Annotated in this window: 21 protein-coding genes; 18 read left to right on the top strand and 3 right to left on the bottom strand. The window is 72.3% G+C overall.

Features of this window, described 5'->3' with window-relative positions:
• The 4 genes from ACH4U7_RS17785 to ACH4U7_RS17770 all read left to right on the top strand — a co-directional run bounded on the left by ACH4U7_RS17785 (window position 1) and on the right by ACH4U7_RS17770 (window position 3,557).
• The gene (locus ACH4U7_RS17785) at window positions 1-936 is read left to right on the top strand and encodes an ABC transporter substrate-binding protein (protein ID WP_398528823.1); all 936 of its coding nucleotides are present in this window, start codon (window positions 1-3) and stop codon (window positions 934-936) included.
• Between the two features lie 95 nt (window positions 937-1,031).
• Window positions 1,032-2,045 carry an amino acid ABC transporter permease gene (locus tag ACH4U7_RS17780; RefSeq protein ID WP_398528822.1) on the top strand — a complete coding sequence of 338 codons (1,014 nt, stop codon included), beginning with the start codon at window positions 1,032-1,034 and terminating at the stop codon, window positions 2,043-2,045.
• Complete coding sequence (locus tag ACH4U7_RS17775) at window positions 2,042-2,842, top strand: amino acid ABC transporter ATP-binding protein (protein ID WP_398528821.1); 801 nt, start codon at window positions 2,042-2,044, stop codon at window positions 2,840-2,842. Before ACH4U7_RS17780 ends, ACH4U7_RS17775 begins: the two co-directional genes overlap by 4 nt.
• Window positions 2,843-3,221: 379 nt before the next feature.
• Window positions 3,222-3,557 carry an SH3 domain-containing protein gene (locus ACH4U7_RS17770; RefSeq protein WP_398528820.1) on the top strand — a complete coding sequence of 112 codons (336 nt, stop codon included), beginning with the start codon at window positions 3,222-3,224 and terminating at the stop codon, window positions 3,555-3,557.
• 262 nt (window positions 3,558-3,819) lie between these two features.
• Here ACH4U7_RS17770 and ACH4U7_RS17765 read toward each other — a convergent pair whose 3' ends face one another.
• Window positions 3,820-4,356 carry a hypothetical protein gene (locus ACH4U7_RS17765; RefSeq protein ID WP_398528819.1) on the bottom strand — a complete coding sequence of 179 codons (537 nt, stop codon included), beginning with the start codon at window positions 4,354-4,356 and terminating at the stop codon, window positions 3,820-3,822.
• Between the two features lie 137 nt (window positions 4,357-4,493).
• Between ACH4U7_RS17765 and ACH4U7_RS17760 the strand changes: the two genes are divergently transcribed.
• The 7 genes from ACH4U7_RS17760 to ACH4U7_RS17730 all read left to right on the top strand — a co-directional run bounded on the left by ACH4U7_RS17760 (window position 4,494) and on the right by ACH4U7_RS17730 (window position 12,969).
• Window positions 4,494-5,663 (top strand): AAA family ATPase, encoded by a 1,170-nt coding sequence (locus tag ACH4U7_RS17760; RefSeq protein ID WP_398528818.1) that lies wholly within the window; start codon window positions 4,494-4,496, stop codon window positions 5,661-5,663.
• Between the two features lie 106 nt (window positions 5,664-5,769).
• Entirely contained in the window at window positions 5,770-6,075 is a 306-nt protein-coding gene (locus ACH4U7_RS17755) for a nucleotide pyrophosphohydrolase (RefSeq protein ID WP_398528961.1), read from the top strand.
• Between the two features lie 160 nt (window positions 6,076-6,235).
• On the top strand, window positions 6,236-6,709 hold the full coding sequence (locus tag ACH4U7_RS17750; RefSeq protein ID WP_398528817.1) for a DUF6099 family protein: 474 nt from the start codon (window positions 6,236-6,238) through the stop codon (window positions 6,707-6,709).
• A gap of 18 nt (window positions 6,710-6,727) precedes the next feature.
• Window positions 6,728-7,651, top strand: a complete 924-nt coding sequence (locus ACH4U7_RS17745) for an LLM class F420-dependent oxidoreductase (protein WP_398528816.1) — start codon at window positions 6,728-6,730, stop codon at window positions 7,649-7,651.
• Window positions 7,652-7,710: 59 nt separating this feature from the next.
• On the top strand, window positions 7,711-8,637 hold the full coding sequence (mmuM, locus tag ACH4U7_RS17740; protein ID WP_398528815.1) for a homocysteine S-methyltransferase: 927 nt from the start codon (window positions 7,711-7,713) through the stop codon (window positions 8,635-8,637).
• Window positions 8,638-8,752: 115 nt separating this feature from the next.
• Window positions 8,753-10,264, top strand: coding sequence for a 3' terminal RNA ribose 2'-O-methyltransferase Hen1 (locus ACH4U7_RS17735; protein ID WP_398528814.1), 1,512 nt, complete (start codon window positions 8,753-8,755; stop codon window positions 10,262-10,264).
• Window positions 10,261-12,969: a polynucleotide kinase-phosphatase gene (locus ACH4U7_RS17730; protein ID WP_398528813.1), complete on the top strand. Its 2,709-nt coding sequence runs from the start codon at window positions 10,261-10,263 to the stop codon at window positions 12,967-12,969. Before ACH4U7_RS17735 ends, ACH4U7_RS17730 begins: the two co-directional genes overlap by 4 nt.
• Before the next feature lie 105 nt (window positions 12,970-13,074).
• Here the strand turns inward: ACH4U7_RS17730 and ACH4U7_RS17725 are convergent, their stop codons facing one another.
• The gene (locus ACH4U7_RS17725) at window positions 13,075-14,052 is read right to left on the bottom strand and encodes a GlxA family transcriptional regulator (protein ID WP_398528812.1); all 978 of its coding nucleotides are present in this window, start codon (window positions 14,050-14,052) and stop codon (window positions 13,075-13,077) included.
• Between the two features lie 72 nt (window positions 14,053-14,124).
• On the opposite strand from ACH4U7_RS17725, the gene ACH4U7_RS17720 reads away from it, so the two are divergent.
• The 7 genes from ACH4U7_RS17720 to ACH4U7_RS17690 all read left to right on the top strand — a co-directional run bounded on the left by ACH4U7_RS17720 (window position 14,125) and on the right by ACH4U7_RS17690 (window position 22,970).
• Entirely contained in the window at window positions 14,125-15,690 is a 1,566-nt protein-coding gene (locus tag ACH4U7_RS17720) for an MFS transporter (protein ID WP_398528811.1), read from the top strand.
• 223 nt (window positions 15,691-15,913) lie between these two features.
• Window positions 15,914-16,606, top strand: a complete 693-nt coding sequence (locus ACH4U7_RS17715; protein ID WP_089508637.1) for a Crp/Fnr family transcriptional regulator — start codon at window positions 15,914-15,916, stop codon at window positions 16,604-16,606.
• A gap of 391 nt (window positions 16,607-16,997) precedes the next feature.
• The gene (locus ACH4U7_RS17710; RefSeq protein ID WP_398528810.1) at window positions 16,998-19,241 is read left to right on the top strand and encodes a hypothetical protein; all 2,244 of its coding nucleotides are present in this window, start codon (window positions 16,998-17,000) and stop codon (window positions 19,239-19,241) included.
• Window positions 19,242-19,255: 14 nt separating this feature from the next.
• Window positions 19,256-20,011, top strand: a complete 756-nt coding sequence (locus ACH4U7_RS17705) for a hypothetical protein (protein WP_398528809.1) — start codon at window positions 19,256-19,258, stop codon at window positions 20,009-20,011.
• A 131-nt stretch (window positions 20,012-20,142) separates the two neighbouring features.
• A complete protein-coding gene (locus ACH4U7_RS17700) occupies window positions 20,143-21,366 on the top strand; it encodes an arginine deiminase (RefSeq protein WP_385617385.1) in 1,224 nt (407 codons plus the stop codon).
• Window positions 21,367-21,478: 112 nt separating this feature from the next.
• On the top strand, window positions 21,479-22,483 hold the full coding sequence (gene argF / locus ACH4U7_RS17695; protein WP_398528808.1) for an ornithine carbamoyltransferase: 1,005 nt from the start codon (window positions 21,479-21,481) through the stop codon (window positions 22,481-22,483).
• A 106-nt stretch (window positions 22,484-22,589) separates the two neighbouring features.
• Window positions 22,590-22,970, top strand: coding sequence for a VOC family protein (locus ACH4U7_RS17690; RefSeq protein ID WP_398528807.1), 381 nt, complete (start codon window positions 22,590-22,592; stop codon window positions 22,968-22,970).
• A gap of 3 nt (window positions 22,971-22,973) precedes the next feature.
• Here the strand turns inward: ACH4U7_RS17690 and ACH4U7_RS17685 are convergent, their stop codons facing one another.
• A complete protein-coding gene (locus tag ACH4U7_RS17685; RefSeq protein WP_398528960.1) occupies window positions 22,974-23,468 on the bottom strand; it encodes an ATP-binding protein in 495 nt (164 codons plus the stop codon).
• Window positions 23,469-23,654 lie beyond the last annotated feature (186 nt).

Raw genomic sequence — 23,654 nt, 5'->3', positions numbered from 1 at the left:
ATGTCCCCCAGACGACTCGTCCTCGCCGCCGGCGCCGCCCTGTCCTGCACCGTCCTGCTCGCCGCCTGCGGCGCCAACCCGCCCCAGGCCGACGGCGCGGTGAGCGAGAAGACGGCCGCCGCGGCGGGGTCCCAGCTCACCGAGGACAAGGAACTGCACGACCAACTGCCCGAGAAGGCGCGCAAGTCCGGAAAGCTGGTGTCGGTCAACAACGGCTCCTTCCCGCCGTACGAGATCGCCGGCTCCGACGGCCACAACCTCACCGGAGCCTCCGCGGACCTCTCGGCCGCGCTCGGGAAGGTCCTCGGCGTCACGATCGAGCATGTGACCGCGGACGGGCTGCCCAGCGAGCTGACGGGCATCAAGGCCGGCCGCTACGACTTCGCCATCGGCCCGATCGGCGACTTCAAGGAGCGGCAGGGCGCCAACGACTTCGTGGACTGGGTCCGGGAGTTCGTCGTCTTCGCCGTGCCCAAGGGCAACCCGAAGAACATCACCTCCCTCGACACCGCCTGCGGCCGGAAGGTCGCGGTCATGGCCGGCGGCTCCGCCGAGGGCGTCATCAAGAAGCAGTCCGAGGCGTGCACGAAGAAGGGCAAGGCCGCCGTCCAGGTCCAGTCGTACAAGGACCAGCCGTCCTCCATCCTCGCCGTGAAGTCCGGCCGCGCCGACGCGTTCTTCTCCTCGCAGGCCCCGCTGACGTACTTCGTGCAGCAGTCCAAGGGAGAGCTGGAGCTGGCGGGCACCGGGCAGTCCAACGGGTTCGACGACCTGTACCAGGGCGCCGTCGTCCCCAAGGGCGGACCGCTGCGCGATGTCCTGCTCAAGGCCATCCAGAAGCTCATCGACAACGGCAGCTACGACCAGATCATGCAGAAGTGGGGGCTGAAGGACAACGAGCTCAAGCAGGCGGGCGTCAACCTCGCCAAGTCCTAGCCCCGGCGCCGGATGACTCACGACGGATGACTCACGACGGATGACTCACGACGGATGACTTACGAAGGATGACTCACGAAAGGAGGTGAGCCGCCATGGCCACCGCCCCCTCCCCGGATTCCCCGGACCACCCCCCGGCGGTCGTCGCCGTCAAGGAACGGACGGAGCACCCGCACGCGCCCGACCAACCCGTGGACGTGGCCCACGCCGTTCCCGTACGGCATCCGCTGCGCTGGCTTTCCGTGGTGGTCCTGGCCGTGCTCGCCGCCCAGCTCGGGCACTTCCTGATCACCAACCCCAATTTCGAATGGGGCACGGTCGGCGCCTACTTCGGCGCGCGGGTCTTCGGCCAGGGCATCGCCACCACCATCGAACTCACCGTGGTGGCCATGGCGATCGGCACCGTGGGCGGCGTCTTCGTCGCGGTGGGCCGCATGTCGGAGAACCGGGTGCTCAGCACGGTCTGCGGCGCCTACGTCTGGTTCTTCCGCGGCATCCCGGTCCTGGTGCAGCTGATCTTCTGGTACAACCTCTCGGCGCTGCTGCCCCGGATCTCCTTCGGCATCCCGTTCGGCCCCGAGTTCATCAGCGCCGAGACCAACACCCTGATCAGCCCCTGGCTCGCCGCCATCCTCGGCCTCGGCCTCAACGAGGCCGCGTACATGGCCGAAATCGTGCGCGGCGGTCTGCTCGGCGTCGACCACGGTCAGACCGAGGCCGCCTCCGCGCTCGGCATGGGCCGGGCCCGCATCCTGCGCCGGATCGTGCTGCCGCAGGCGATGCGCTTCATCGTGCCGCCCACCGGCAGCCAGGTCATCAACATGCTCAAGGCGACCTCGCTGGTCAGCGTGATCGCCCTCGCCGACCTGCTGTACACGGCGCAGTCGATCTACAACCGCACCTTCGAAACCATCCCGCTGCTCGTCGTCGCCTGCCTGTGGTACCTGGTCATGACCTCCGTGCTCTACATCGGGCAGTCGTTCATCGAGCGCTACTACGCCCGCGGCAGCAGCCGTAACTCCCCTCAGAGCTTCTGGGACTTCGCGCTCTTCCGCCGCCGTACGACACGCAAGGCAGGGCCGGAACCCGTATCGGAGACCCCCTCATGACGACGATGACGACCAAGGCGGCGGACCCGGCCACCACCTGGCCGATGGTGCGGGCGCACCAGGTGCACAAGCGGTTCGGACACGTCGAGGTCCTCAAGGGCATCGACCTGGAGGTCCACTCGGGCGAGGTGGTGGTGCTGCTCGGCCCGTCCGGTTCGGGCAAGTCGACCTTCCTGCGCTGCGTCAACAACCTGGAGCGGATCGACTCCGGCTCCGTCCACGTCGAGGGCGAGCTGATCGGGTTCCGCCGGACCGGCTCCCGCGTCCACCACCTGCGGCCCCGCGAGGCGACCCGGCAGCGGCGCGACATCGGCATGGTGTTCCAGCACTTCAACCTGTTCCCGCACCAGACGGTCCTCGGCAACGTCATGGAGGCCCCGGTGGGCGTCCTGGGCATGCCAAAGGCTGAGGCGCGGGAGACGGCGCTGCGGCTGCTGGAGCAGGTGGGTCTCGCCGAGAAGGCGGACGCCTACCCGCGCCAGCTGTCCGGCGGCCAGCAGCAGCGGGTGGCCATCGCCCGCGCCCTGGCCATGCGGCCGAAACTGATGCTCTTCGACGAGCCGACCAGCGCCCTCGACCCCGAACTGGTCGGCGAAGTCCTCGCCACCATGCGGGACCTGGCGCGCGGCGGCCTCACCATGCTGGTGGTCACCCACGAGATCGGCTTCGCCAAGGAGGTCGCCGACCGGGTGGTCTTCATGGACGGCGGTCGCATCGTCGAGAGCGGCAGCCCCGAGGAAGTGCTGGACAACCCGGCCAACCCGCGCACCCGGGCGTTCCTCAGCCGCTTCCTGTGAGCGGGTGCCCCCGCCACCACCACCTCGCCCCGTGCCGGGATTCCCGGCGCGGGGCGAGGCGTGAACGGTCAGGGCTTGGTGGCGTACGCAGCTACCCGCTCAAGGCCACGCAACGGAAACGACGTTGGCGAAAGTCCGTCTACCCCATCGGGTAGGGTCTACTTCGCGCGCGTGAAGACCAAGCGCGCTCGACGCGCTGAGCGAGGACCAAGCCGGCGCAACCCAACGCATTCGGGCGACCAGGTGGATTATGTCCCGGTTGGTGTTGGGGGAGTAATTTTTTTCGGGTCGCTGACCTACGGGGGCTTCATGAGTCAGGAATCCCCTTGCTTCAGCTGACAATCCATCGCGATCATCTGACGAATCAAGGAGACGAGAAGTGCGAATTGCCCGGCGAATAGGCGCGGCTGCCGCATCCGCTGCCGTAATCCTCGGTGGCGCCGTGCTCACCGCCCCGACCGCCTCGGCGGCATCCCTGCCGAGGGCGTGCAACCTGATCAATACGCAGACCAAGGACGTTTCGGAGGCCGTGAACCTGCGCAGCGGCCCCGGGACGAGTTATTCCTCCCTTGGAGTCCTGTACAAGGGTACCGATTTCACCGAGTACTGCACCAAGGACTACAAGTGGAGCTACGGCAAGGTCACCAGCGGGGCCAACAAGGGGAAGAAGGGCTGGGTCAAGTACTCCCTCCTCAACCCCGTCGAAAAGCGCTGATCCGCGCCGTAATTCCGTCACGCGCGCAAAACACTTTCTGAAGCCATAGCAGAGCCAGGTCAAAGCCCAACGTCGTTTCCGTTGAGTGACCTTGTCGCTCGGGGCGGCCAGGCTCCGCTCGCCTGCGGCGAAGGGACCCTGGCCGCCCGCCTGCCCGCCGCATCTGTCTCCATCGCGTGCCGGCCGGGAAACGGTCCGTGCCGAACTGGACTGCCTCGCTGACGGGCCTGCGCGGCTCACTCCTACGGGCTGACCTCGCCCGTCACTCCTCGCGCAGGGCGTCCCGCGCCGCGTCGATGAAGTCCGTGAGGGCGGCCCAGAACGGGCGGTAGGAGGCCTCGAAGCGGCGTACGGCCTCGGAGTGGTCGGGGTGGTCGTCGGAGCGCATGACCCGCAGGGCCCGGTGGAACGGGCCGGTCGCCCTCTGCAGGGCATTCGCCGCCGTGGCCGCGGCGGGCGGCCCTTCCAGCTCGACCACGCGCACGCGTCGGCGCAGCTTCCCGTACGCCTCGAGCTCCCGCTCGACCAGCTCCTCGAGGGCGGCGGCCCGGCGCTCCGCGTCGGCGTTCCGCTGGACGGCCGATATCTCCCAGTACACCTCGACCGTCTGGTGGGCGTGTTCGATCAGATCGAGGTACGCGGTGCGCCTGCTCTCGCGCCGCCGCTCCGACTGCTGTGCCCGTGCCGCGGTGTCCGCCTGGATCCGGGCGGCCCGGGTGTTGCCCCGGCTGGTGACCCAGCTGGCCAGGACTGCGGTGCCGCCGGTGAGGGCGGCGATCCAGAACGTGCTGTCGGACACGGTGCAAAGCTCCCGGGGTTCGTCAGGCCATTCGTCATGTCAGGTGGGCGGTCACTATCGCCCGATCGTAGGAAAATAAAGAAGATGCGGAAGACGGAACGGTTCGGCGGTGCGGCGCGGGAGATACGTTCCCGGGCATGAGCGCATCCGGACTGCGGCCGGTCGTCACGGAGTTGAGGCTGTCGGCCTTCAAGACGCACTGCCGCGCGGCCTTTCCCCTGGGGCCGCTGACCTTGATCGCCGGGCCGAGCGGAAGCGGTAAGTCCGGCGTGTTGGAGGCGTACGCGGCGCTCGCGCGCCTGGCGGGTGGCCAGCGGCTGGAGGAGGTCTTCCGCGACCCCGCCGGGTACATCCCGCGGCGCGCCCGGCCGGACGGGCAGGGGCGGCGCGGCTTCCGGATCGGCTGCACGGTGGACGGCCCGGTCGGGCCGGTGCGGCTGGATGTGGCCGTGCAGGCGGAGCCCGAGCTGCGGATCGTGGGCGAGCGGATGACGGGTGCGGGGGAGACTCTGCTGGAGACAGCGCTGCGCGACCCGGGGCGGCGACGGGTGCAGGCCGCCTGGCATACGGCGGGGGCGGTCGCGGTCACCCGCGCCCCGCTGCCCGACGACCGGCTGGCCACCGCGCTGCTGCCGCTGCGGGTGGCGGGCAAGACCGAGGGGCAGCGGCTCGCCCTGGCCGCCGCCGAGCAGGTCGTCGTCGCGCTGCGGTCCGTCTTCGTCTGCGATCCGCGCCCGGAGCGGATGCGGGCACCGGCGCCGCCGCGGGACGGGCGGCTGCGCGGCGGCTGCGAGAACCTGGCGGCGGTGCTGCGGCGCACCAGCCGGGAGTGCGGCTCCCGGCATGCGGCGCTGGTCGCGGCGGTGCGGGCAGGGTGCACCGGGCCGGTGGAGGACCTGGTCACGGAGGGGCCGGCGGGCGGGGTGGTACGGGCCCTGCTGGCGCAGGGGGAACTGGGGGCGATGCCCGTCGAGCGGCTGGGGGACGGGGAACTGCGCTATATCGCGCTCGCGCTGGTGCTGCTCACCGGGCCGGGGGTGCTGGAGATGGACCCGGCGGCGGATGTGCTCTCGGCGCGGCAGGTGCTGACGGTGCTGGCCGACGGGTTCGACCGGTGCCTGGACCGGCGGCAGGCGCGGGCGCTGCTGAGGGTCGCGGCGCGGATGTGCGCACGGGGGCACATCCGGCTGGTGGGGACGGTGGCGGAGCCGCCGGTGGCGGATCTGCCGGGTGCGGAGGAGGCGGCTGGGGCGACAGTGGTACACCTGGGGTGTGAGCGAGGCACGAGAGTACCGACAGCCCGATGAGTCGCAGGCCGGGGAGTCGCAGGTCGAGGGGGCGCAGCCCGGTGAGTCCGCGGTCGGGGGGTCGGAGGCTGAGGGATCGCAGGCCGAGGGGCGGGATGTACGGGCGCTGCAGGCTCGGCTGGCCGCGTTCGCCGCGGCGCGCGACTGGCAGCCGTACCACACGCCCAAGAACCTGGCCACGGCGCTGAGCGTCGAGGCGTCGGAGCTGGTGGAGATCTTCCAGTGGCTGACGCCCGAGGAGTCGGCGCGGGTGATGGAGGAGTCGGGGAGCGCGGCGCGGGTCGAGGACGAGGTCGCCGACGTACTGGCGTATCTGCTCCAGTTCTGCGAGGTGTTGGGGATCGACGCGCTGGCGGCTCTCGCGGCCAAGATCGACCGCAATGAGGTCCGTTTTCCGGCCACCAGGCGTTAGGGATCTTCGTTTCGTCACTCTCTGTAGTGAAAAAGTTATCCACAACGCAACTGTTGTCAACAGATTCCTGAATTCCCCTAGCTTTTCTGCCTGTTAGTCATCACTCTGGGTAGTGGAGGAGTGACGGGTGTGGGAAGTCCGTTTGAGAGGGGAGCGGGGCATGGACGCGATGCGGCTGATCGGTGTCACGCGGCACGCTCTGGCGCAGGCCGGGACCGTGCATGACATCGTGGCCGAGGCTTGGCAGATACAGGCCCTTGCGGAGGCGATCGGTGGCCACTTCGTCGTGAGTGGTCCGGCGGCCGCGCGCGCGGAGGCGCGCGGCCTGTGTGAGGCGGGAAGCAGGGCGCGCGGCGCCCTGTTCCACCCCGCGCTGCATCACCCGGCTTTGCACAGCGGGGGCTTACGGGCCGGCCAGCTGTCCGAGGTGAGGGATCCGAGGGAGGTGTTGCTGGCCCTCGGTGATCTGCTCGCGGAGGCGGGTTTCGCGCTGGTCGGCGTCGCCTCCAACACAGACGAGGAGGCGCTGTACTGGCAGTGCGTCGAGGCGATCGACGCGGCGGACGAGGCGAGGGACCGGGTGCACGGGATGCTGAGGCACATGACGGTGCTGGAGTGGGGTGGCGCGGCATGACAGTGCAGGATGGGATCCATGGATCTGCGAATCTTCACCGAGCCCCAGCAGGGGGCGAGCTACGACACCCTGCTCTCCGTCGCCAAGGCCACCGAGGATCTTGGATTCGACGCGTTTTTCCGCTCCGACCACTATATGAAGATGGGAGACGTCGACGGGCTGCCCGGCCCCACCGACGCGTGGATCACCCTGGCCGGGATCGCCCGCGAGACCCGGCGGATCCGGCTCGGCACCCTGATGACGGCCGCGACCTTCCGGCTGCCTGGCGTGCTCGCGATTCAGGTCGCGCAGGTGGACCAGATGTCCGGTGGCCGTGTGGAGCTGGGCCTGGGCGCGGGCTGGTACGAGGAGGAGCACCGGGCGTACGGCATCCCCTTCCCGGCGGAGAAGTTCGCCAGGCTGGAGGAGCAGCTGGCCATCGTCACCGGTCTGTGGCGCACGCCGGTCGGCGAGACCTTCGGATACGAGGGGACGCACTACCAGCTCGCCGACTCGCCCGCGCTCCCCAAGCCCGCGCAGGACCGGGTGCCCGTGCTGATCGGCGGCCACGGCAAGACCCGCACCCCCCGCCTCGCGGCGCAGTACGCGGACGAGTTCAACATGCCGTTCGCCTCGGCCGAGGACAGTGAGCGGCAGTTCGGCCGGGTGCGGGCGGCGGCCGAGGCCGCGGGACGCAAGGGCGACGACCTGGTGTACTCCAATGCGCTGGTGGTCTGCGTGGGCAAGGACGACGCCGAGGTCGCCCGGCGGGCCGATGCCATCGGACGCAAGGTGGACGAGCTGAAGGAGAATGGTCTGGCGGGCTCGCCGGCCGAGGTCGTCGACAAGATCGGCCAGTATGCGCAGGCCGGCTCGTCGCGGATCTATCTCCAGATTCTGGACCTCGACGACCTCGACCACCTGGAGCTGATCTCCTCGCAGGTCCAGGCCCAGCTGGGCTGAACCACCCGCACCACCGCATGACTGCGCCACCGCACCACCCTGAGCAAGGAGCACCCGTGATGTCTGCCCGCCGTACGCCACTGGCCGCCGCCCTGGAGCTCGGGCCGCTCGTCCTCGACGGCGGGCTGTCCAATCAGCTGGAGGCGCAGGGCTGCGATCTCTCCGACGAGCTGTGGTCGGCCCGGCTGCTGGCCGATGACCCGCGGCAGATCGAGGAGGCCCATGCGGCGTATGCGCGGGCGGGCGCACGGGTGCTGATCACCAGCAGCTATCAGGCGACCTACGAGGGCTTCGCCCGTCGGGGCGTGCTGGAGAAGGAGGCCACGGCGCTGCTGGAGCGCAGCGTGGAGCTGGCGCGCCGGGCGGCCGAGGGCGCGGGCGGCACCGCCGACCGGCCGGTGTGGGTGGCCGCCTCCGTCGGTCCGTACGGGGCGATGCTGGCGGACGGCAGCGAGTACCGCGGGCGCTATGGGCTGGGCGTCGGCGAGTTGGAGCGGTTCCACCGGCCGCGGATCGAGGCACTGGCCGCGGCCGGACCCGATGTGCTCGCGCTGGAGACGGTGCCGGACACCGATGAGGCCGAGGCGCTGCTGCGGGCGGTCGAGGACTGTGGGATACCGGTGTGGCTGTCGTACAGCATCGCGGGAGAGCACACCCGGGCCGGGCAGCCGCTGCGCGAGGCGTTCGCCCTGGCGGCGGGGAACGACCAGGTGCTGGCCGTGGGCGTCAACTGCTGTGAGCCGGGCGACGCCGACCGGGCGGTGGAGATCGCCGCGACGACCACGGGCAAGCCGGTGGTGGTCTATCCGAACAGCGGCGAGGAGTGGGACGCCAAGGCCCGCGGCTGGCGCGGCCGGGCGACGTTCGACCCGGCACGGGTGAAGGCGTGGCGCGACGCGGGCGCGCGACTCATCGGCGGCTGCTGCCGGGTGGGGCCGGACCGGATCGCGGAGCTGGCGGCAGTGATGGCCGACGAGCGGAAGTGACTGAACATATGAAAGCGGCGAGCGGAAGTGGCCGGCGTCAGTAGCCGGCGGAGGGGGGGAGAGCGTGGGACTAAACCATTAGAAACGCGGTGGTGGTCCGGCGATACTCGGACGGGTGTTCTTGACGATAACCACCACCGGTACCGCCGAGCGCCCCGCGACCGACCTCGGGTTCCTGCTGCATAAGCACCCCGACAAGGCGCAGCGGTTCTCGACCTCCCACGGCACGGCGCACGTCTTCTACCCCGAGGCGGACGTCGAGCGCTGTACGGCGGCGCTGCTGCTGGAGGTGGACCCGGTGGCGCTGGTGCGCCGGGGCCGGGGCAAGGGCCGGGGCGGCGCCCCGGACGCGGCCCTCGGGAACTACGTCAACGACCGCCCCTACGCCGCCTCCTCGCTGCTCTCCGTCGCCCTCAGCAGCGTCTTCTCCAGTGCCCTCAAGGGCCGTTGCAAGGCGCGGCCCGAGCTGCCGGAGCGGGCGATGCCGCTGCGGATCGAGGTGCCCGCTCTCCCCGCGCGGGGTGGCGCAGAGCTGGTGGTGCGGCTCTTCGAGCCGCTGGGCTGGGAGGTGACCGCCGAGCCGGTTCCGCTGGACGAGCAGTTCCCGCAGTGGGGCGACTCGCGGTACGTACGGCTGGTGTTGGAGGGCGAGCTGCGGCTGGCCGAGGCGCTGCGCCATCTGTATGTGCTGCTGCCGGTGCTCGACGACGCCAAGCACTACTGGGTGGCCCCGGACGAGGTGGACAAGCTGATCGACTCCGGCGAGGGCTGGCTGGAGCACCACCCCGAGCAGCGGCTCATCACCAGCCGCTATCTGGCCCGCCGTTGGACGCTCACGCGCAGCGCCCTGGAGCGTCTTGAACTGGTGCGGCTCGCTGAGGCGGACGATACGGAGGTGGAGGAGATCGACAACGCGGTCGACGAGCGGTCCGACACCGAGGACAAGCCGGTGCCGCTGGCCGTGCGGCGGCGCGAGGCGATCCTCGACGCGCTGCGCTCGGCCGACGCCGCCCGGGTGCTCGACCTGGGCTGCGGGCAGGGGCAGTTGGTGGGCGCGCTGCTCAAGGAGACGCGGTTCACCGAGATCGTCGGCGTCGATGTGTCGATGCGCGCGCTGAACGAGGCGGCCCGGCGGCTGCGCCTGGACCGGATGGGCGAGCGCCGCTCGGCGCGCGTGAAGCTGCTCCAGGGGTCGCTGGCGTACACCGACAGCCGGCTGCGCGGGTATGACGCCGCGGTGCTCAGCGAGGTGGTCGAGCATCTGGACCCGCCGCGGCTGCCCGCCCTGGAGTACGCGGTGTTCGGCGCCGCCCGGCCCCGTACGGTCGTGGTGACCACGCCGAACGTGGAGTACAACGTGCGCTGGGAGACCCTGCCCGCCGGGCGGGTGCGCCACCCCGACCACCGCTTCGAGTGGACGCGAGAGGAGTTCCAGGGCTGGGCGCGGACCGTCGCCGAACGCCATGGGTACGCCGTGGAGTTCCGGCCCGTCGGCCCCGACGACCCGGAGGTCGGCCCGCCGACCCAGCTCGCGCTGTTCCGCCTCGGCAGCGGGACCGGGACCGGGACCGACACAGAAACCACCCCTGAGACCAACACCACGACCGCGAAGGAGACGGCCGCATGACTTCCGCCAAGCGCGGCCTCGCCGTGCCCGACCTGGCTCTCGTGGTCCTGATCGGCACCACCGGCTCCGGCAAGTCCACCTTCGCCCGCCGCCACTTCCTGCCCACCCAGATCGTCTCCTCCGACGTCTGCCGCGGGCTGGTCGCCGACGACGAGAACGACCAGAGCGCCACCCCCGACGCCTTCGCCCTGCTCCACTACATCGCGGGCAAGCGGCTCGCCGCCGGGCGGCTCACCGTCGTCGACGCGACCAACGTCCAGTCCCAGGCCCGCCGCAGCCTGATCGAGCTGGCCCGCGAGCACGACGTACTGCCTGTGGCCATCGTCCTGGACGTGCCGGAGAGCGTCTGCGTGCGGCGCAACGCCGAGCGCCCCGACCGGGCGGACCTGCCCGCCCATGTCATCCCGCGTCAGCGCCGCGAGCTGCGCCGATCGCTGAAGTCCCTGGAGCGCGAGGGCTTCCGCAAGGTGCATGTCCTGCGCGGCGAGGAGGAGGTCGAGACCGCCGGGATCGTCACCGAGCGCCGCTACAACGATCTGCGCCACCTCACCGGCCCGTTCGACATCATCGGCGACATCCACGGCTGCCGCTCGGAGCTGGAGACCCTGCTCGGCCGGCTCGGCTACGCGCTGGACCGCGACCCCCTCGGCCGCCCCGTGGACGCCACCCACCCCGAGGGACGCACGGCCGTCTTCGTCGGCGACCTCGTGGACCGCGGGCCCGACAGCCCCGGTGTGCTGCGCCTGGTGATGGGCATGGTCGCCTCGGGCGCGGCGCTGTGTGTGCCCGGCAACCACGAGAACAAGCTGGGCCGCTACCTGGGGGGCCGCAAGGTCCAGCACACCCACGGCCTGGCTCAGACCATCGAGCAGCTGGAGAAGGAGGACGCCACCGACCCGGCCTTCCGCGACCAGGTGCGGGACTTCATCGCCTCGCTCGTCAGCCACTACGTGCTGGACGGCGGCGCCCTGGTGGTCTGCCACGCCGGGCTGCCCGAGAAGTACCACGGCCGCACCTCAGGCCGGGTCCGCTCGCATGCGCTGTACGGCGACACGACCGGCGAGACCGACGAGTTCGGGCTGCCCGTGCGCTACCCGTGGGCCGAGGACTACCGCGGCCGGGCCGCCGTGGTCTACGGCCACACCCCGACCCCTCGGGCGTCCTGGCTGAACAACACCATCTGCCTGGACACCGGCTGTGTCTTCGGCGGCCGGATGACCGCCCTGCGCTGGCCCGAGCGCGAGCTGGTGGACGTCCCCGCCGAGCGGGTCTGGTACGAGCCCGTCAAGCCGCTGACGACCGAGGGCCCGGGCGGAGCCGACGGCCGGCCGCTCGACCTGAAGGATGTGCACGGCCGCCGTGTCATCGAGACCCGGCACATGGGCCGCATCGCGGTGAAGGAGGAGAACGCGGCGGCCGCGCTGGAGGTCATGAGCCGCTTCGCCATCGACCCGGGGCTGCTGCCCTACCTCCCGCCGACCATGGCCCCCTGCGCCACCTCACGGGAGGAGGGCTTCTTGGAGCACCCGGCGGAGGCGTTCGCCGCCTACCGGGCGGACGGGGTGCGCCAGGTCGTCTGCGAGGAGAAGCACATGGGCTCGCGCGCGGTGGTGCTGGTCTGCCGCGACGAGGAGGTCGCGCGCGAGCGCTTCGGCGCGCCGGAGGGCGTGTCCGGCGCGCTGTACACGCGTACGGGCCGGCCGTTCTTCGACGACCCGACGGTGACCGAGCGCATCCTGCACCGGCTGCGCGGCACCATCGGCCGCGAGGGCCTGTGGGAGGAGCTGGACACCGACTGGCTGCTGCTCGACGCCGAGCTGATGCCGTGGTCGCTGAAGGCGGAGGGGCTGCTGCGCAACCAGTACGCGGCCGTGGGCGCGGCCTCGGGCGCCGCGTTCCCCGGGGCGCTCGCGGCCCTGGAGTCGGCCGCCGCGCGCGGCGTGGAGGTGGCCGCCCTGCTCGGCAAGCAGCGTGAACGCGCCGCCGACGCGACCGCGTTCACCGAGGCATACCGGCGCTACTGCTGGCCGGTGGGGGATCCGCGGCGCGGCTGGCCGGGGGAGCGGCAGGAGACCGGCAGGCGCCGTACGGTGGGGGCGCGCGGCACGGACGGCCTGGACGGCATCCGGCTGGCGCCGTTCCAGATCCTGGCGGTGCGCGGCCGCAGCCTCGCCGCGCTCCCGCACGATCAGCAGCTCGCGCTGATCGACCGGATCGTCGAGCGCGAGGAGCTGGACGCCGATGCGAATAACGGCATCTGCGCCTACGTCCCGAAGTATGTGAACCGGCTGCTCGCCCCCACCCGCCGGCTGGTCGTCGACACCGAGGACGAGGCGTCGGTCGCCGAGGGCGTGCGGTGGTGGCTGGAGCTGACGGAAGCGGGCGGCGAGGGCATGGTGGTCAAGCCGCTGGCGGGGCTGGTGCGCAAGGACGGTACGGACGGTCGGCTCGTCCAGCCGGGCGTCAAGTGCCGTGGCCGCGAGTACCTGCGGATCATCTACGGCCCGGAGTACACCCGACCGGAGAACCTGGACCGGCTGCGGGAGCGGCACCTGGGCCACAAGCGGTCGCTCGCGCTGCGTGAGTACGCGCTCGGGTTGGAGGCGCTGGACCGGCTGGCGGAGGGGGAGCCGCTGTGGCGGGTCCACGAGGCGGTGTTCGGCGTGCTGGCCCTGGAGTCGGAGCCGGTGGACCCCCGGCTCTAGCGCCACCTGCCGTCGGGCCATTGGGGTGTCGGACGGTCGGGGTGCCGGGGTGCCGGGGTGCCGGGGTGCCGGGGTGCCGGGGTGCCGGGGTGCCGGGGTGCCGGGTCAGGTCTGCTGGGCCTCGGCCGGGCGGCGGGCGCGGAAGGCGCGGCGGTAGTCGTGCGGCGGCACCCCCACCGCCCGGGTGAAGTGGCGCCGTAGATTCGCCGCCGTGCCGAGCCCGCACAGCTCCGCCACCCGGTCCACCGGCAGGTCCCCGCCCTCCAGCAGCTCGCGGGCGCGCGCGATCCGCTGGGCCTGCAGCCAGCGCAGCGGCGTCGTACCGGTCGCGGCGTGGAAGCGGCGGGCCAGGGTGCGCGGGCTGGTGTGGGCGCGCCGGGCCAGGTCGGCGACGGTCAGGGGGGTGTTCAGGCGCTCGGCGGCCCAGTGCAGCAGCGGGGCGAGCGAGTCGTCGGTGCGCTCCGGCAGCGGCGCCTCGATGTACTGGGCCTGGCCGCCCGGCCGGTGGGCGGGCGCGACGAGCTGCCGGGCCAGGGTGTTGGCGGCCGCGCTGCCGAAGTCCTCGCGCACGATGTGCAGACACACGTCGATGCACGCGGTCGACCCCGCCCCGGTGAGGACATCGCCGTGGTCCACGTACAGCACGATCGGGTCGAGCCGCACCGCCGGATAGCGCTCGGCGAACAGCGCCGCGTACATCCAGTGGGTGGCCGCCGTACGGCCGTCGAGGAGGCCGGTCGCGGCGAGCGTGAACGCGCCCGAGCACAGCGACACCACGCGGGCGCCGCGCCGGTGGGCCTCGCGCAGGGCGTCGATGAGTTCGCCGGGCGGATCGCCGCGTACATCGGCGGAGGCGGGGACGATCACCGTGTCGGCGGCGATCAGCTCCTCGGCCCCGTACGGCGTATGCGCCGCGAACCAGGAGCGGGTGGCGACCGGGCCGCTGTCCGGGCCGATCGCGCAGACGCGCAAGTCGTACCAGCCGTCGGGGAGTTCCGGCCGGTCGGTGCCGAAGACATGGCAGGGCACGGCCAGATCGAAGATCGGCATACCGGCGGTGACGGCGACGGCTATCGAAGGCATGGCAGAAATGTAGCGGGTGCTGTCACTCTTGCCGCTCGTGAGCCCGTGCCGCGCCGTCGATGCTGGATGGGCATGACGATCCCTTCCACAAAGGCCCAGGGGAGCGGTGTGCCCGAACCCGCGATCTCCCCGGGCCCCGATCCCCGCCGCTGGCTGATCCTCGCCGTGGCGTCCGCGGCCCAATTCCTCGCCGTACTCGACCTGATCGCGGTCAATATCGCCTTCCCCGCGATCGGCGCCGACTTCCGCTCGGCCTCCACCGCCGCGCTCTCCTGGGTCCTGAACGCCTACACCATCGTGCTCGCGGCGCTGCTGGTCCCGGCGGGCAGGCTCGCCGACGAGACGGGCAGGCGCCGTTCCTTCCTGCTGGGCATGGCCCTGTTCGGGGTGGCCTCGCTCGGCTGCGGGGCCGCCCCCGGCCTCGGCTGGCTCATCGCGGCACGGGTGGTGCAGGGGGTCGCGGCGGCGGTCGTGGTGCCCACCTCGCTCTCCCTGGCGCTGCCCGCCTTCGCGCCGCACGAGCGGGCCACGGCGGTGGGGGTGTGGACCGCGGTCAGCGCGGTGGCGGCGAGCTCGGGACCGGTGGTGGGCGGACTGCTCGCGGCCTCCGACTGGCGGTGGATCTTCCTGATCAACGTCCCGGTGGTGTTGGTGGCGGTGGCGGCGGGCGTACGGATCCTGCCGCGCGGCGAGCCGATGCGTACCGAGTCAGTGCGCGCCGAGTCAGTGCGCACCGAGTCCGTGCGTACCGAGCCGGTGCGTACCGAGCCGGTGCGTACCGAGCCGGTGCGTACCGAGCCGGTGCGTACCGAGCCGGTGCGCAGCCGTGCCCGTCGGCTCGATCCGCTCGGCACCCTACTGGTGCTGCTGGTCACCGGCTCCCTGACCACCGCCTGCGTCGAGGCGCCGGACTGGGGGTACGCCGCGCCCGCCACCCTCGCCTTCCTGGCCGCGGGCCTTGCGGCCGCCGCGCTGTGCGTGGCGCATATGCGGCGGCACCCGGACCCGGTGGTGGACCCGGCGCTGTTCGGCACACGCGGGTTCACCACCGCCGCCCTCGGTCTGCTCAGCTACTTCCTCGCCTACTCGGCGATGCTGCTCTCCGCCACCTGGCTGTTCACCGGCGTCTGGGGCTACTCGACGCGCCGCGCGGGTGTGGCCATCGCCGCGTGGCCGCTGACCGTGCTGGTCGTCTCGATGCTGTCGGGGCGGATCGTCCGGGCGCTGGGGGAGCGGCGCAGCGCCGTGTTGGGTGCCGCCGCGTTCACCGCGGCGCCGGTGTGGTGGCTGGTGGCGGCGGGCCCGTCCGGCGACGGGGCGCACTACGCGGCCGACTTTATGCCCGGGCTGGTGCTCGCCGGGATCGGCGCCGGGCTGTACCAGCCGGTGATGTTCGCGGCGGCCGGTCTGCTGCCCGCCCACCGGCTGTCCCTGGGCTCGGGGGTGCTGATGATGTCGCGTCAGGGCGGCACCGCGCTGGGCGTCGCGGCCCTGGTGGTGGTCACCGGCGGCGCCCGGCAGCCGGACCTGGGGGCGCTGCGCGCGGGCTGGGTCTTCGCGGCACTGACCGCCGCGGTGGCGGCGCTCGCGGGCGCGGTGTTCCGTACCGGGCAGCACCGGGCGGCGAGGCGCCATTGACGTGCCTGTGACATGTGCCTACCGTGCTGTCGCTCATGTCTCGGTCGCAGGGTTCTCGCCGGACTGTTTCAGGACTGTCGCGGGGTTCCGCAACACCCGCCCGCCGCGCCTATAACTGGAACAGCCCCGAATAACTGAAACAGCGAGGGCGTGCTCCGCGAGCCGGACGACGCACTTGTATCGATATGCGGCTCCGCCGCGTGGCACCGAGCGGGGAGGGCGGATGAGTCTCTTCGAGGGCGGCAGGCCCTTCCTTGACGCACTCCCCGCACAGGACCGGCGCGCGCTGCTCGCGCTCGGCAGACACCGGACGTACGAGCCCTCGCAGGTCGTGCTGCGCGAGCACGACCGTACGACCTTCGTCGTCGCCATCACCTCCGGCTGGGCCACCGTCTCGGTGGAGACCGAGCGCGGTGTCCGCCTGATACTGGCCCTGCGCGGGGCGGGTGAGGTGGTCGGCGACCAGGCCGCCGTCGACCACGGCTCGCGCAGCGCCACGGTCACCGCGCTCGGGCGGCTGGAGGCGGTCGTCGTCTCCGGCGACCGCTTCCGCGCGTATCTGGCCGCCCGCCCCACCGCCACCGTACTGATCATGCGCCAGCTCAGTTCCCGGCTGCGCAGCTCCGACGGCGAACGGCGCTCCCTGGCCTCCGAGAAGGTGCTGCAGCGTCTCGCCGCCCGACTCGTCGAACTCGCCGAACGCACCGGCCGCCCGGAAGCCGACGGCGGTATCTCCGTGGATCTGCCGCTGCCACAGCACGACATCGCCGCCGCCGTGGGCTCCACCCGGGAAGCGGTCGCCAAGGCGCTGCGGCTGCTGCGCGACCAGGGCGTGGTACAGACCGCCTCGCGCCGCTTCGTCGTCGTGGACACCGCACTGCTGCGCCTGCTGGCCGAGGGGCGCGCGACGGGGTGACCGGCCGCGGCCGGCCCGCGAGCGCGCGCCCGCGCGTGAGCCCCCGGCAATTTCCGCCGACTGTGTAAACGGCTACAGCCGCCCGAGCCCCGGGCCGCGACTCTGAAGAAGGTACGGGGAGCGGGACCGTGTGCGACGGGGGTGCACGCGGCCCAGCGCCCGGCACCGGAGGAGGGCGGCGGAGCGGAGCACGGGGGCAGAGCCCCGCCGCCCACTTCGGCCAGAGCCAGAGCCCAACGACAGGCCGGCGACAGCCGAATGACGGCCGCGCGACGGTCACCACAGCCGTACGACAGCCACCACAGGACAGCCGTACGGCGCTGACGGATCAGCGGACCCGCCCCCGAGCCGCGACACACGGACTGCACCAGGCACGAAGGACGGCGGGGCGATGAGCGGACCGGAAGCCACTCACACGGACAGCTGGGCGCGGCGGACCACTCCGGGCACTCCGGGCACTCCGGAGGAGGAGCGGGCCGGCGCACGGCTGGACCTGCCCATGGGCGGTATGGACAGCCCGTTGGGCACTGTAGGCGAGGCGGGCGGCGCCCGGGCGGCCCGCGAGGCATGCGCGAATCTGCACACGGACGCACATCCCCGCACCGCCACGGATCCGCGTACCGGCACACATCCGCACACCACCGCGCAGCCCCACGAGCACGACCACGACAGCGACCACGGCCACGCCGCCCGCCACCCGTTCGAGGGCGCCCCGGCGGGCCCGCTCCCCGAAGGGCCGGTCGCCCACGACGAGCTGGCTCGTCTGCGCCGGATCCACCGCCGGGGCCCGGGCTACGTGGCCATGCGCGAACACCTGCGCCGCACCCACCTCCTCGCGCTGTGCGGCGAGCCCGGCTCCGGGCGCGGCTGGACCGCGCTCGCGCTGCTGGCCGAGCTGGCCGAGACGACGGGCGGCGGGGTGTGGCGGCTCGGTACGGCGCCCGGCCCGGGCGCCGGTTCCGGCGCCGAACACCCCGCCCCGGTGGGCGAGAAGACCGCGCGGGGCCACGGCTATCTGCTCGAACTGCCCACCGAGCTGCCCGACTTCGGGGCCACCGGCCCGGAGGCCCGGCTCGACCGGCTGCGCGCGCACTTCGCCGAGCACGAGGCGTTCTGCGTCGTCCTTGTTTCCGGAGTCTCCGGCGGCGAGGCGGCCGACCGCCTGCTGCGCGGTCGCCGGCACGCCATACCGTACGAGCCCCCGGCCGCCGCCGACGTGCTCGACGCCCACCTGGCCGACCTGCTGGCCGACGAGCCGCCGGAGCTGATCAGCCGGGCCCGCGCGAGCGCCGTGAGCGCCGAGGTGACCGAGGCCCTGGGCCTGGATGAGCCGCTGCCCGGCGAGGCGGCCCGGCTGGCCGGCCATCTCGCCGAGCACGCCCGGGGCGCGCTGTCCGAGGCGGAACTGCTCGCGCGCTGCCGGTCGTTCGCCCCGCGCCAGGCGCGCGAGTGGTTCGCGGACGCCGCCCGGCCCGGCACGCTGCCCGCCGCGCTGCCCGCGCTGCGCCGGGCGGCGCAGCGCATCGCCCTCGCCGTCTTCAACGGCTCGGCCCACAGCCTCACCGCCGAGGCCGCCGAGCTGCTGGCCTGGGAGCTGGCGGTCACCCTCGACCCGCAGTACGCGCCCGGGCGCCCGCCGTTCACCGCGCCCGCCGACGCCCTGCCGACCGCCGCCCGCGCGGTGCCGGGGGAGGGCGTGGAGGACCTGGGCGAGGCGGCCGTGCCGGTCCGTACGGTGTGGTTCCAGGGGCGCGGTCTTGCGCCCGCGGTGCTCTTCGAGGTGTGGGACCACCACCACAACACCCGTGGCCCGATGGCACGCTGGCTGCGCGGCCTGTGCGACGACCCGCGGCCCCAGGTGTGGGTGCGCGCCGCCGTCACCGCGGGCGTGCTCAGCGCACGTGACTATCTGTACGGCCTCACCGAACTGCTGCTCCCGCTGGCCCGCGGCGACAGCCCGGTGCAGCGCATGGCGGCGGCGACGGCGCTCGCCGAGGCGTCGCGCGACGCCGATGTACGGCCCGCCGTGGCGGGCCTGCTGAGCGGCTGGGCGGCGGGCGGCGACGAGCGGGAGCGCGAGACCGCCGCGCTCGCCCACGGCTACGGCCTTGCGGCCGGCTCGGTCACCGCGTCCCTGGAGGAACTGGCCCGGATCGCCGCCACGGACGGCGGCTCCACCGCCTCGTACAGCGCCGTGCGGCTGCTGGCCGGGGCGCAGCCCGGGACCGTACTGGCGCGGCTGACCCACTGGCTGGGCGACACCCGCCGCTCCCGCCGCGACCTCGCGCTGCTGACCGTGTTGCGCGCGGTCGGGACCCGCACCTCACATCTGTGGGGGCTGCGGGAGGTGCCGGAGCTGGCGCCGTACGCCGCCTGGCCGCTGGCCACGGCGCTGCTGGCGGCCCGTCCGCAGTGCCGCGCGGCGCTGGCGGAACTGCTGCGGGCCGCGCTGACCTGGGCCAGATCGGCCGAGGCGGCCGAGGACGCGCTCGTGGGCTGGATGCGACGGGCGGCCGGTGACGAGCGGCAGTTGGCGGTGTTGTGCGACTTCCTGCCGCTGCTGGCGCAGGAGGGTCATGAACCGCTCGACGCACGGGCGGCCGCACGGATACGGGAGGTGCTGGAAGCGCTGTGAGGAGAACGACGGCGATGGTGGATGAGGAGATGTTGGACGAAGCAATGCTGGAGGAGCAGGGGGCAGACCAGGCGGCGGAGCAAGCGGATCAGGCGCGTCCGGCCGCCCCGGTGGCGGGAGCGCGGAGACTGCGTGAGGCGCTGCGCCAGGGCGGCGAGGCGTTCCCCGCGGCGCTGCGCGAGGCCGACGACGGCCTGCTGCTGAGCGCGCTCGACGACGGGATGCCCGCCGACCGGGCCACCCGCGTCGTCGTGGAGCTGGTGCGCCGCGCCCCCGAGCGCGGGCCGGAGCTCGCGGACGCGGTCTGCGAGAAGGTGCTGCTGGCCAGGCTCTACCTCGACGCGGGGGAGCCGTCGGGCGCCGACGACCGGCTGCGGGTGCGCAATGCGCTGATGCTGTACGACGGCCTGGTCCGCCCCTGCGCCCAGCGCGGCGGCACCCCGGAACTGCTGGCCTGCGTGGTGCCCGCGCTGTGGGCCGCACGGGGCGGCGCGGGCCGCGAGGTGGTGCGCCGCATCGTGGACTCGCGGCAGTCCACGGGCTTCGGCGAACGGGCCTGGAAGGAGCTGTTCACCAGCGCGGCCGAGGAGTGCCGCGAACACGAGGCCGCGGCGGCCACCGCCGCCCGGCGCGGGATGCGCCGCCGGCGGCCGCGCCGCGGTGAGGACGGCGGCCGGATCGATCTCCAGCCCGGCCAGCTGTGGGTGTCCGTCCTGCTGGGGGTGATCTCCGTGGCCCTGGTCCTGATCGTCGTCCTGGCCGCCCGGTAGCGTCGGTCCAGAGGGGCAGTACACCGGCGGCACATCGCCGGGACGCCCGTACGGCCTTCACCGCGGGGCCGCAGTGGTTCACCGCGGGCCGCAGTGGTTCACCGCGGGGCCGCAGCGGCGAAGATGGAGGCATGGGTTTCCATGTGGACTCCGAGGCCGGGCGGCTGCGCCGCGTCATCCTGCACCGCCCCGACCTGGAGCTGAAGCGGCTCACCCCCTCCAACAAGGACGCGCTCCTGTTCGACGACGTCCTGTGGGTGCGCCGCGCCCGCCAGGAGCACGACGGCTTCGCCGACGTACTGCGCGACCGCGGCGTCGAGGTGCATCTCTTCGGGGATCTGCTGGCCGAGAGCATGGCCGTCCCGGCGGCGCGGGCGCTGGTGCTGGACCGCGTCTTCGACGAGAAGGAGTACGGTCCGCTGGCCACCGACCATCTGCGGGCGGCCTTCGACGAACTGGGCGGCGCCGAGTTGGCGGGGTCGCTGATCGGCGGGATGACCAAGCGGGAGTATCTGGAGCGCTATCCGGAGCCGGTCTCCATCCGCTTCCACACCATGGAGCCGGACGACTTCGTGGTGGACCCGCTCCCCAACCACCTCTTCACCCGGGACGCCTCCGCCTGGGTGTACGACGGGGTGTCCATCAACGCGATGCGCTGGCCCGCCCGCTGGCACGAGACGGTCCACTACGAGGCCGTCTACCGCCACCACCCGCTCTTCGCGGACGGCGGCTTCCACGTCTGGTCGGAGGGGCAGGCGGCCTATCCGTCGACGATCGAGGGCGGCGACGTCCTGGTGATCGGCAATGGCGCGGTGCTGATCGGAATGAGCGAGCGGACCACGCCGCAGGCGGTGGAGATGCTGGCGCGCGGGCTGTTCGCGGCCGGCTCCGCCCGGACGATCGTGGCGCTCGACATGCCCAAGGCACGGGCGTTCATGCACCTGGACACCGTGATGACCATGGTCGACGGGGACACCTTCACGCAGTACGCGGGCCTGGGGATGCTCCGCTCGTACACCATCGAGCCGGGCGGCGCCGACCAGGAGCTCAAGGTCACCGACCATCCGCCGGAGCATATGCACCGGGCGATAGCGGCCGCGCTCGGCCTGGACGCCATCCGGGTGCTCACGGCCACACAGGACGTGCACGCGGCGGAGCGCGAGCAGTGGGACGACGGCTGCAATGTGCTGGCCGTGGAGCCGGGGGTGGTTCTCGCCTACGAGCGGAACGCGACCACCAACACCCATCTGCGCAAATGCGGGATCGAGGTCATCACGATCCCGGGCAGCGAGCTGGGACGGGGGCGGGGCGGCCCGCGCTGTATGAGCTGCCCGGTCGAGCGGGACGCCGTCTGACGTGGTCCAAGGGCACGGCTACGATCGCGGAGCCGAACGGGCTTCCGTATATATACGGTGGCTCGTATAGACTTCCATCGTTCCTCTCGCGATCGCACCCTAGGAGCCCGATATGGCGACAGATCTCACCGGCCGCCACTTCCTCAAGGAGCTGGACTTCACCGCCGAGGAGTTCCGCCACCTGATCGCCCTGGCCGCCGAGCTGAAGGCGGCCAAGCGCGCGGGTGCCGAGGACCGGCGGCTCACGGGCAAGAACATCGCGCTGATCTTCGAGAAGACCTCCACCCGCACCCGCTGCGCCTTCGAGGTCGCCGCCGCCGACCAGGGCGCCTCCACCACCTACCTGGACCCGTCGGGCTCCCAGATCGGCCACAAGGAGTCGGTCAAGGACACCGCGCGCGTGCTGGGCCGGATGTACGACGGGATCGAGTACCGCGGCAGCGGACAGGACGTCGTCGAGGAGCTGGCCGCGCACGCCGGAGTGCCCGTCTACAACGGCCTCACCGACGAGTGGCACCCCACCCAGATGCTCGCCGACGTGCTCACCATGACCGAGCACAGCGACAAGCCGCTGGCGGAGATCCGCTTCGCCTACCTCGGCGACGCCCGGTACAACATGGGCAACTCCTACCTGATCACCGGCGCGCTGCTGGGCATGGACGTACGGATCGTCGCCCCCCGCGGGCTGTGGCCCGACGAGGCGGTCGTGGAGCGGGCCCACGGGCTCGCGAAGGAGTCGGGCGCCCGCGTCACGCTCACCGAGGACATCGCCGAGGGCGTGGCCGGGGCGGACTTCGTCGCCACCGACGTCTGGGTGTCGATGGGCGAGCCGAAGGAGGTCTGGGACGAGCGCATAGCGCTGCTCGGCCCGTACGCGGTCACCATGGACGTGCTGCGCGCCACCGGCAACGACGACGTGAAGTTCCTGCACTGCCTGCCGGCCTTCCACGACCTGGGCACCGCCGTCGGCCGCGAGATCCACGAGCGGCACGGGCTGACTTCGCTGGAGGTCACCGACGAGGTCTTCGAATCCGCGCACTCCGTCGTCTTCGACGAGGCCGAGAACCGGATGCACACGATCAAGGCGGTGCTGGTCGCCACGCTCGGGCGGCCGTAGCGCGCCCAAGGCGAGGCCCGTATAACCCTTTAACCCTTCGCACCTGCTCGCCTCGCCCGGTACGGTCTCGATCTCGAGAGCAGTTCCCACGCTGAGAGTAGGTTCCATGGCATGTCGTATCAGTGAACTCGTGCTCGAATGCCGCGACCCCGAGGCGCTGGCGCGGTTCTGGTGCGAGGTCCTGGACTTCGTGGTGCTCGATCGCGAAGAGGAGGGCTGCATCGAGATCGGGCCCCGCGAAGGGTTCGGCGGCCCGCAGCCGACGATCATCCTCAGCCGCAGGGACGAGCCGGAGCAGGGGAAGCCCCGGCTGCACATCGACGTCAACGCCACCGACCGCGATCAGGACGCCGAGCTCGAACGCCTCCTGAAGCTCGGGGCGCGCCCGGCCGACATCGGCCAGACCGGCGAGGAGTCCTGGCACGTTCTCGCCGACCCCGAGGGCAATGAGTTCTGCCTGCTGAGGCGCCGCCTCAACCCGCTCTGACGGCTAACGCGCCCCGGTCGGGAGCGTGAACCAGACCGCCTTGCCCTCGGGGGTGGAGCGGTAGCCCGCCTCCGCGCTGAGGGTCCGGAGCAGCTGAAGGCCACGGCCGCGCTCGGAGACCTCGCGCGGGTCGGGGGCGCCGCTGTTCGGCGTGTCCGGTCCGTCCTGTGTGCCGGGTCCGTCCTGTGCGCCAGGGCCGCTCTGCGCGCCGGGGTCGCGGAGGGCGGCCGGTGGGGCCGGGTCCCGGTCGTGCACCTCGACCTGCCACTGGCCGGTCGGCGCCAGCCCCATCACCAGCTCTATGGGCTCGTCGCCGTCCGTGTGCTGCACCGCGTTGGCGACCAGCTCGGCCGTCAGCAGCTCCGCGGCATGGCGGTCCACCGGTGTGCCGGTGTCCGCGAGGGTGTTGCGGACCAGCGCGCGGGCCAGTGGGACGGCCACCGGGGTGTGGGGGAGGGCGAAACGCCAGGAGGCGATCGCGGAGGCGGGGTCGGGCACGGGCACGGCTCGGTCCAGTCGGTGTCGAAACCTCGCGGTCTTAGGGCAACGGTCTTAAGGCAAACGGTGGGCGTCCTCCGTCCTTCGACCCTGGGGGCGCCTCCCCGCGGTGGGCGGCCGGGGAAGGTATGAAGCGGACGATAGCGCCGTAAGAGGCTATGGACCACTCTTGATGTGACTTATTAC

Origin of the sequence: Streptomyces sp. NPDC020845 (genome assembly GCF_044334165.1) — a bacterium.
Taxonomy (GTDB): Bacteria; Actinomycetota; Actinomycetes; order Streptomycetales; family Streptomycetaceae; genus Streptomyces.
The sequence above is the reverse complement of the archived record's forward strand: the minus strand, read 5'-3'. Positions and strand labels throughout refer to the sequence as shown.

What these genes read in the sequence shown, in the direction of transcription:
- ACH4U7_RS17785 (WP_398528823.1), top strand. Translation starts at nt 1, where the DNA reads ATGTCCCCCAGACGACTCGTCCTCGCCGCCGGCGCCGCCCTGTCCTGC.
- ACH4U7_RS17750 (WP_398528817.1), top strand. Translation starts at nt 6,236, where the DNA reads ATGGACGCGATGCGGCTGATCGGTGTCACGCGGCACGCTCTGGCGCAG.
- ACH4U7_RS17725 (WP_398528812.1), bottom strand. Translation starts at nt 14,052, where the DNA reads ATGCCTTCGATAGCCGTCGCCGTCACCGCCGGTATGCCGATCTTCGAT.
- ACH4U7_RS17700 (WP_385617385.1), top strand. Translation starts at nt 20,143, where the DNA reads ATGGGTTTCCATGTGGACTCCGAGGCCGGGCGGCTGCGCCGCGTCATC.
- mmuM (WP_398528815.1), top strand. Translation starts at nt 7,711, where the DNA reads ATGTCTGCCCGCCGTACGCCACTGGCCGCCGCCCTGGAGCTCGGGCCG.
- ACH4U7_RS17760 (WP_398528818.1), top strand. Translation starts at nt 4,494, where the DNA reads ATGAGCGCATCCGGACTGCGGCCGGTCGTCACGGAGTTGAGGCTGTCG.
- ACH4U7_RS17715 (WP_089508637.1), top strand. Translation starts at nt 15,914, where the DNA reads ATGAGTCTCTTCGAGGGCGGCAGGCCCTTCCTTGACGCACTCCCCGCA.
- ACH4U7_RS17690 (WP_398528807.1), top strand. Translation starts at nt 22,590, where the DNA reads ATGGCATGTCGTATCAGTGAACTCGTGCTCGAATGCCGCGACCCCGAG.
- ACH4U7_RS17730 (WP_398528813.1), top strand. Translation starts at nt 10,261, where the DNA reads ATGACTTCCGCCAAGCGCGGCCTCGCCGTGCCCGACCTGGCTCTCGTG.
- ACH4U7_RS17780 (WP_398528822.1), top strand. Translation starts at nt 1,032, where the DNA reads ATGGCCACCGCCCCCTCCCCGGATTCCCCGGACCACCCCCCGGCGGTC.
- ACH4U7_RS17705 (WP_398528809.1), top strand. Translation starts at nt 19,256, where the DNA reads ATGGTGGATGAGGAGATGTTGGACGAAGCAATGCTGGAGGAGCAGGGG.
- ACH4U7_RS17775 (WP_398528821.1), top strand. Translation starts at nt 2,042, where the DNA reads ATGACGACGATGACGACCAAGGCGGCGGACCCGGCCACCACCTGGCCG.
- ACH4U7_RS17720 (WP_398528811.1), top strand. Translation starts at nt 14,125, where the DNA reads ATGACGATCCCTTCCACAAAGGCCCAGGGGAGCGGTGTGCCCGAACCC.
- argF (WP_398528808.1), top strand. Translation starts at nt 21,479, where the DNA reads ATGGCGACAGATCTCACCGGCCGCCACTTCCTCAAGGAGCTGGACTTC.
- ACH4U7_RS17710 (WP_398528810.1), top strand. Translation starts at nt 16,998, where the DNA reads ATGAGCGGACCGGAAGCCACTCACACGGACAGCTGGGCGCGGCGGACC.
- ACH4U7_RS17745 (WP_398528816.1), top strand. Translation starts at nt 6,728, where the DNA reads ATGGATCTGCGAATCTTCACCGAGCCCCAGCAGGGGGCGAGCTACGAC.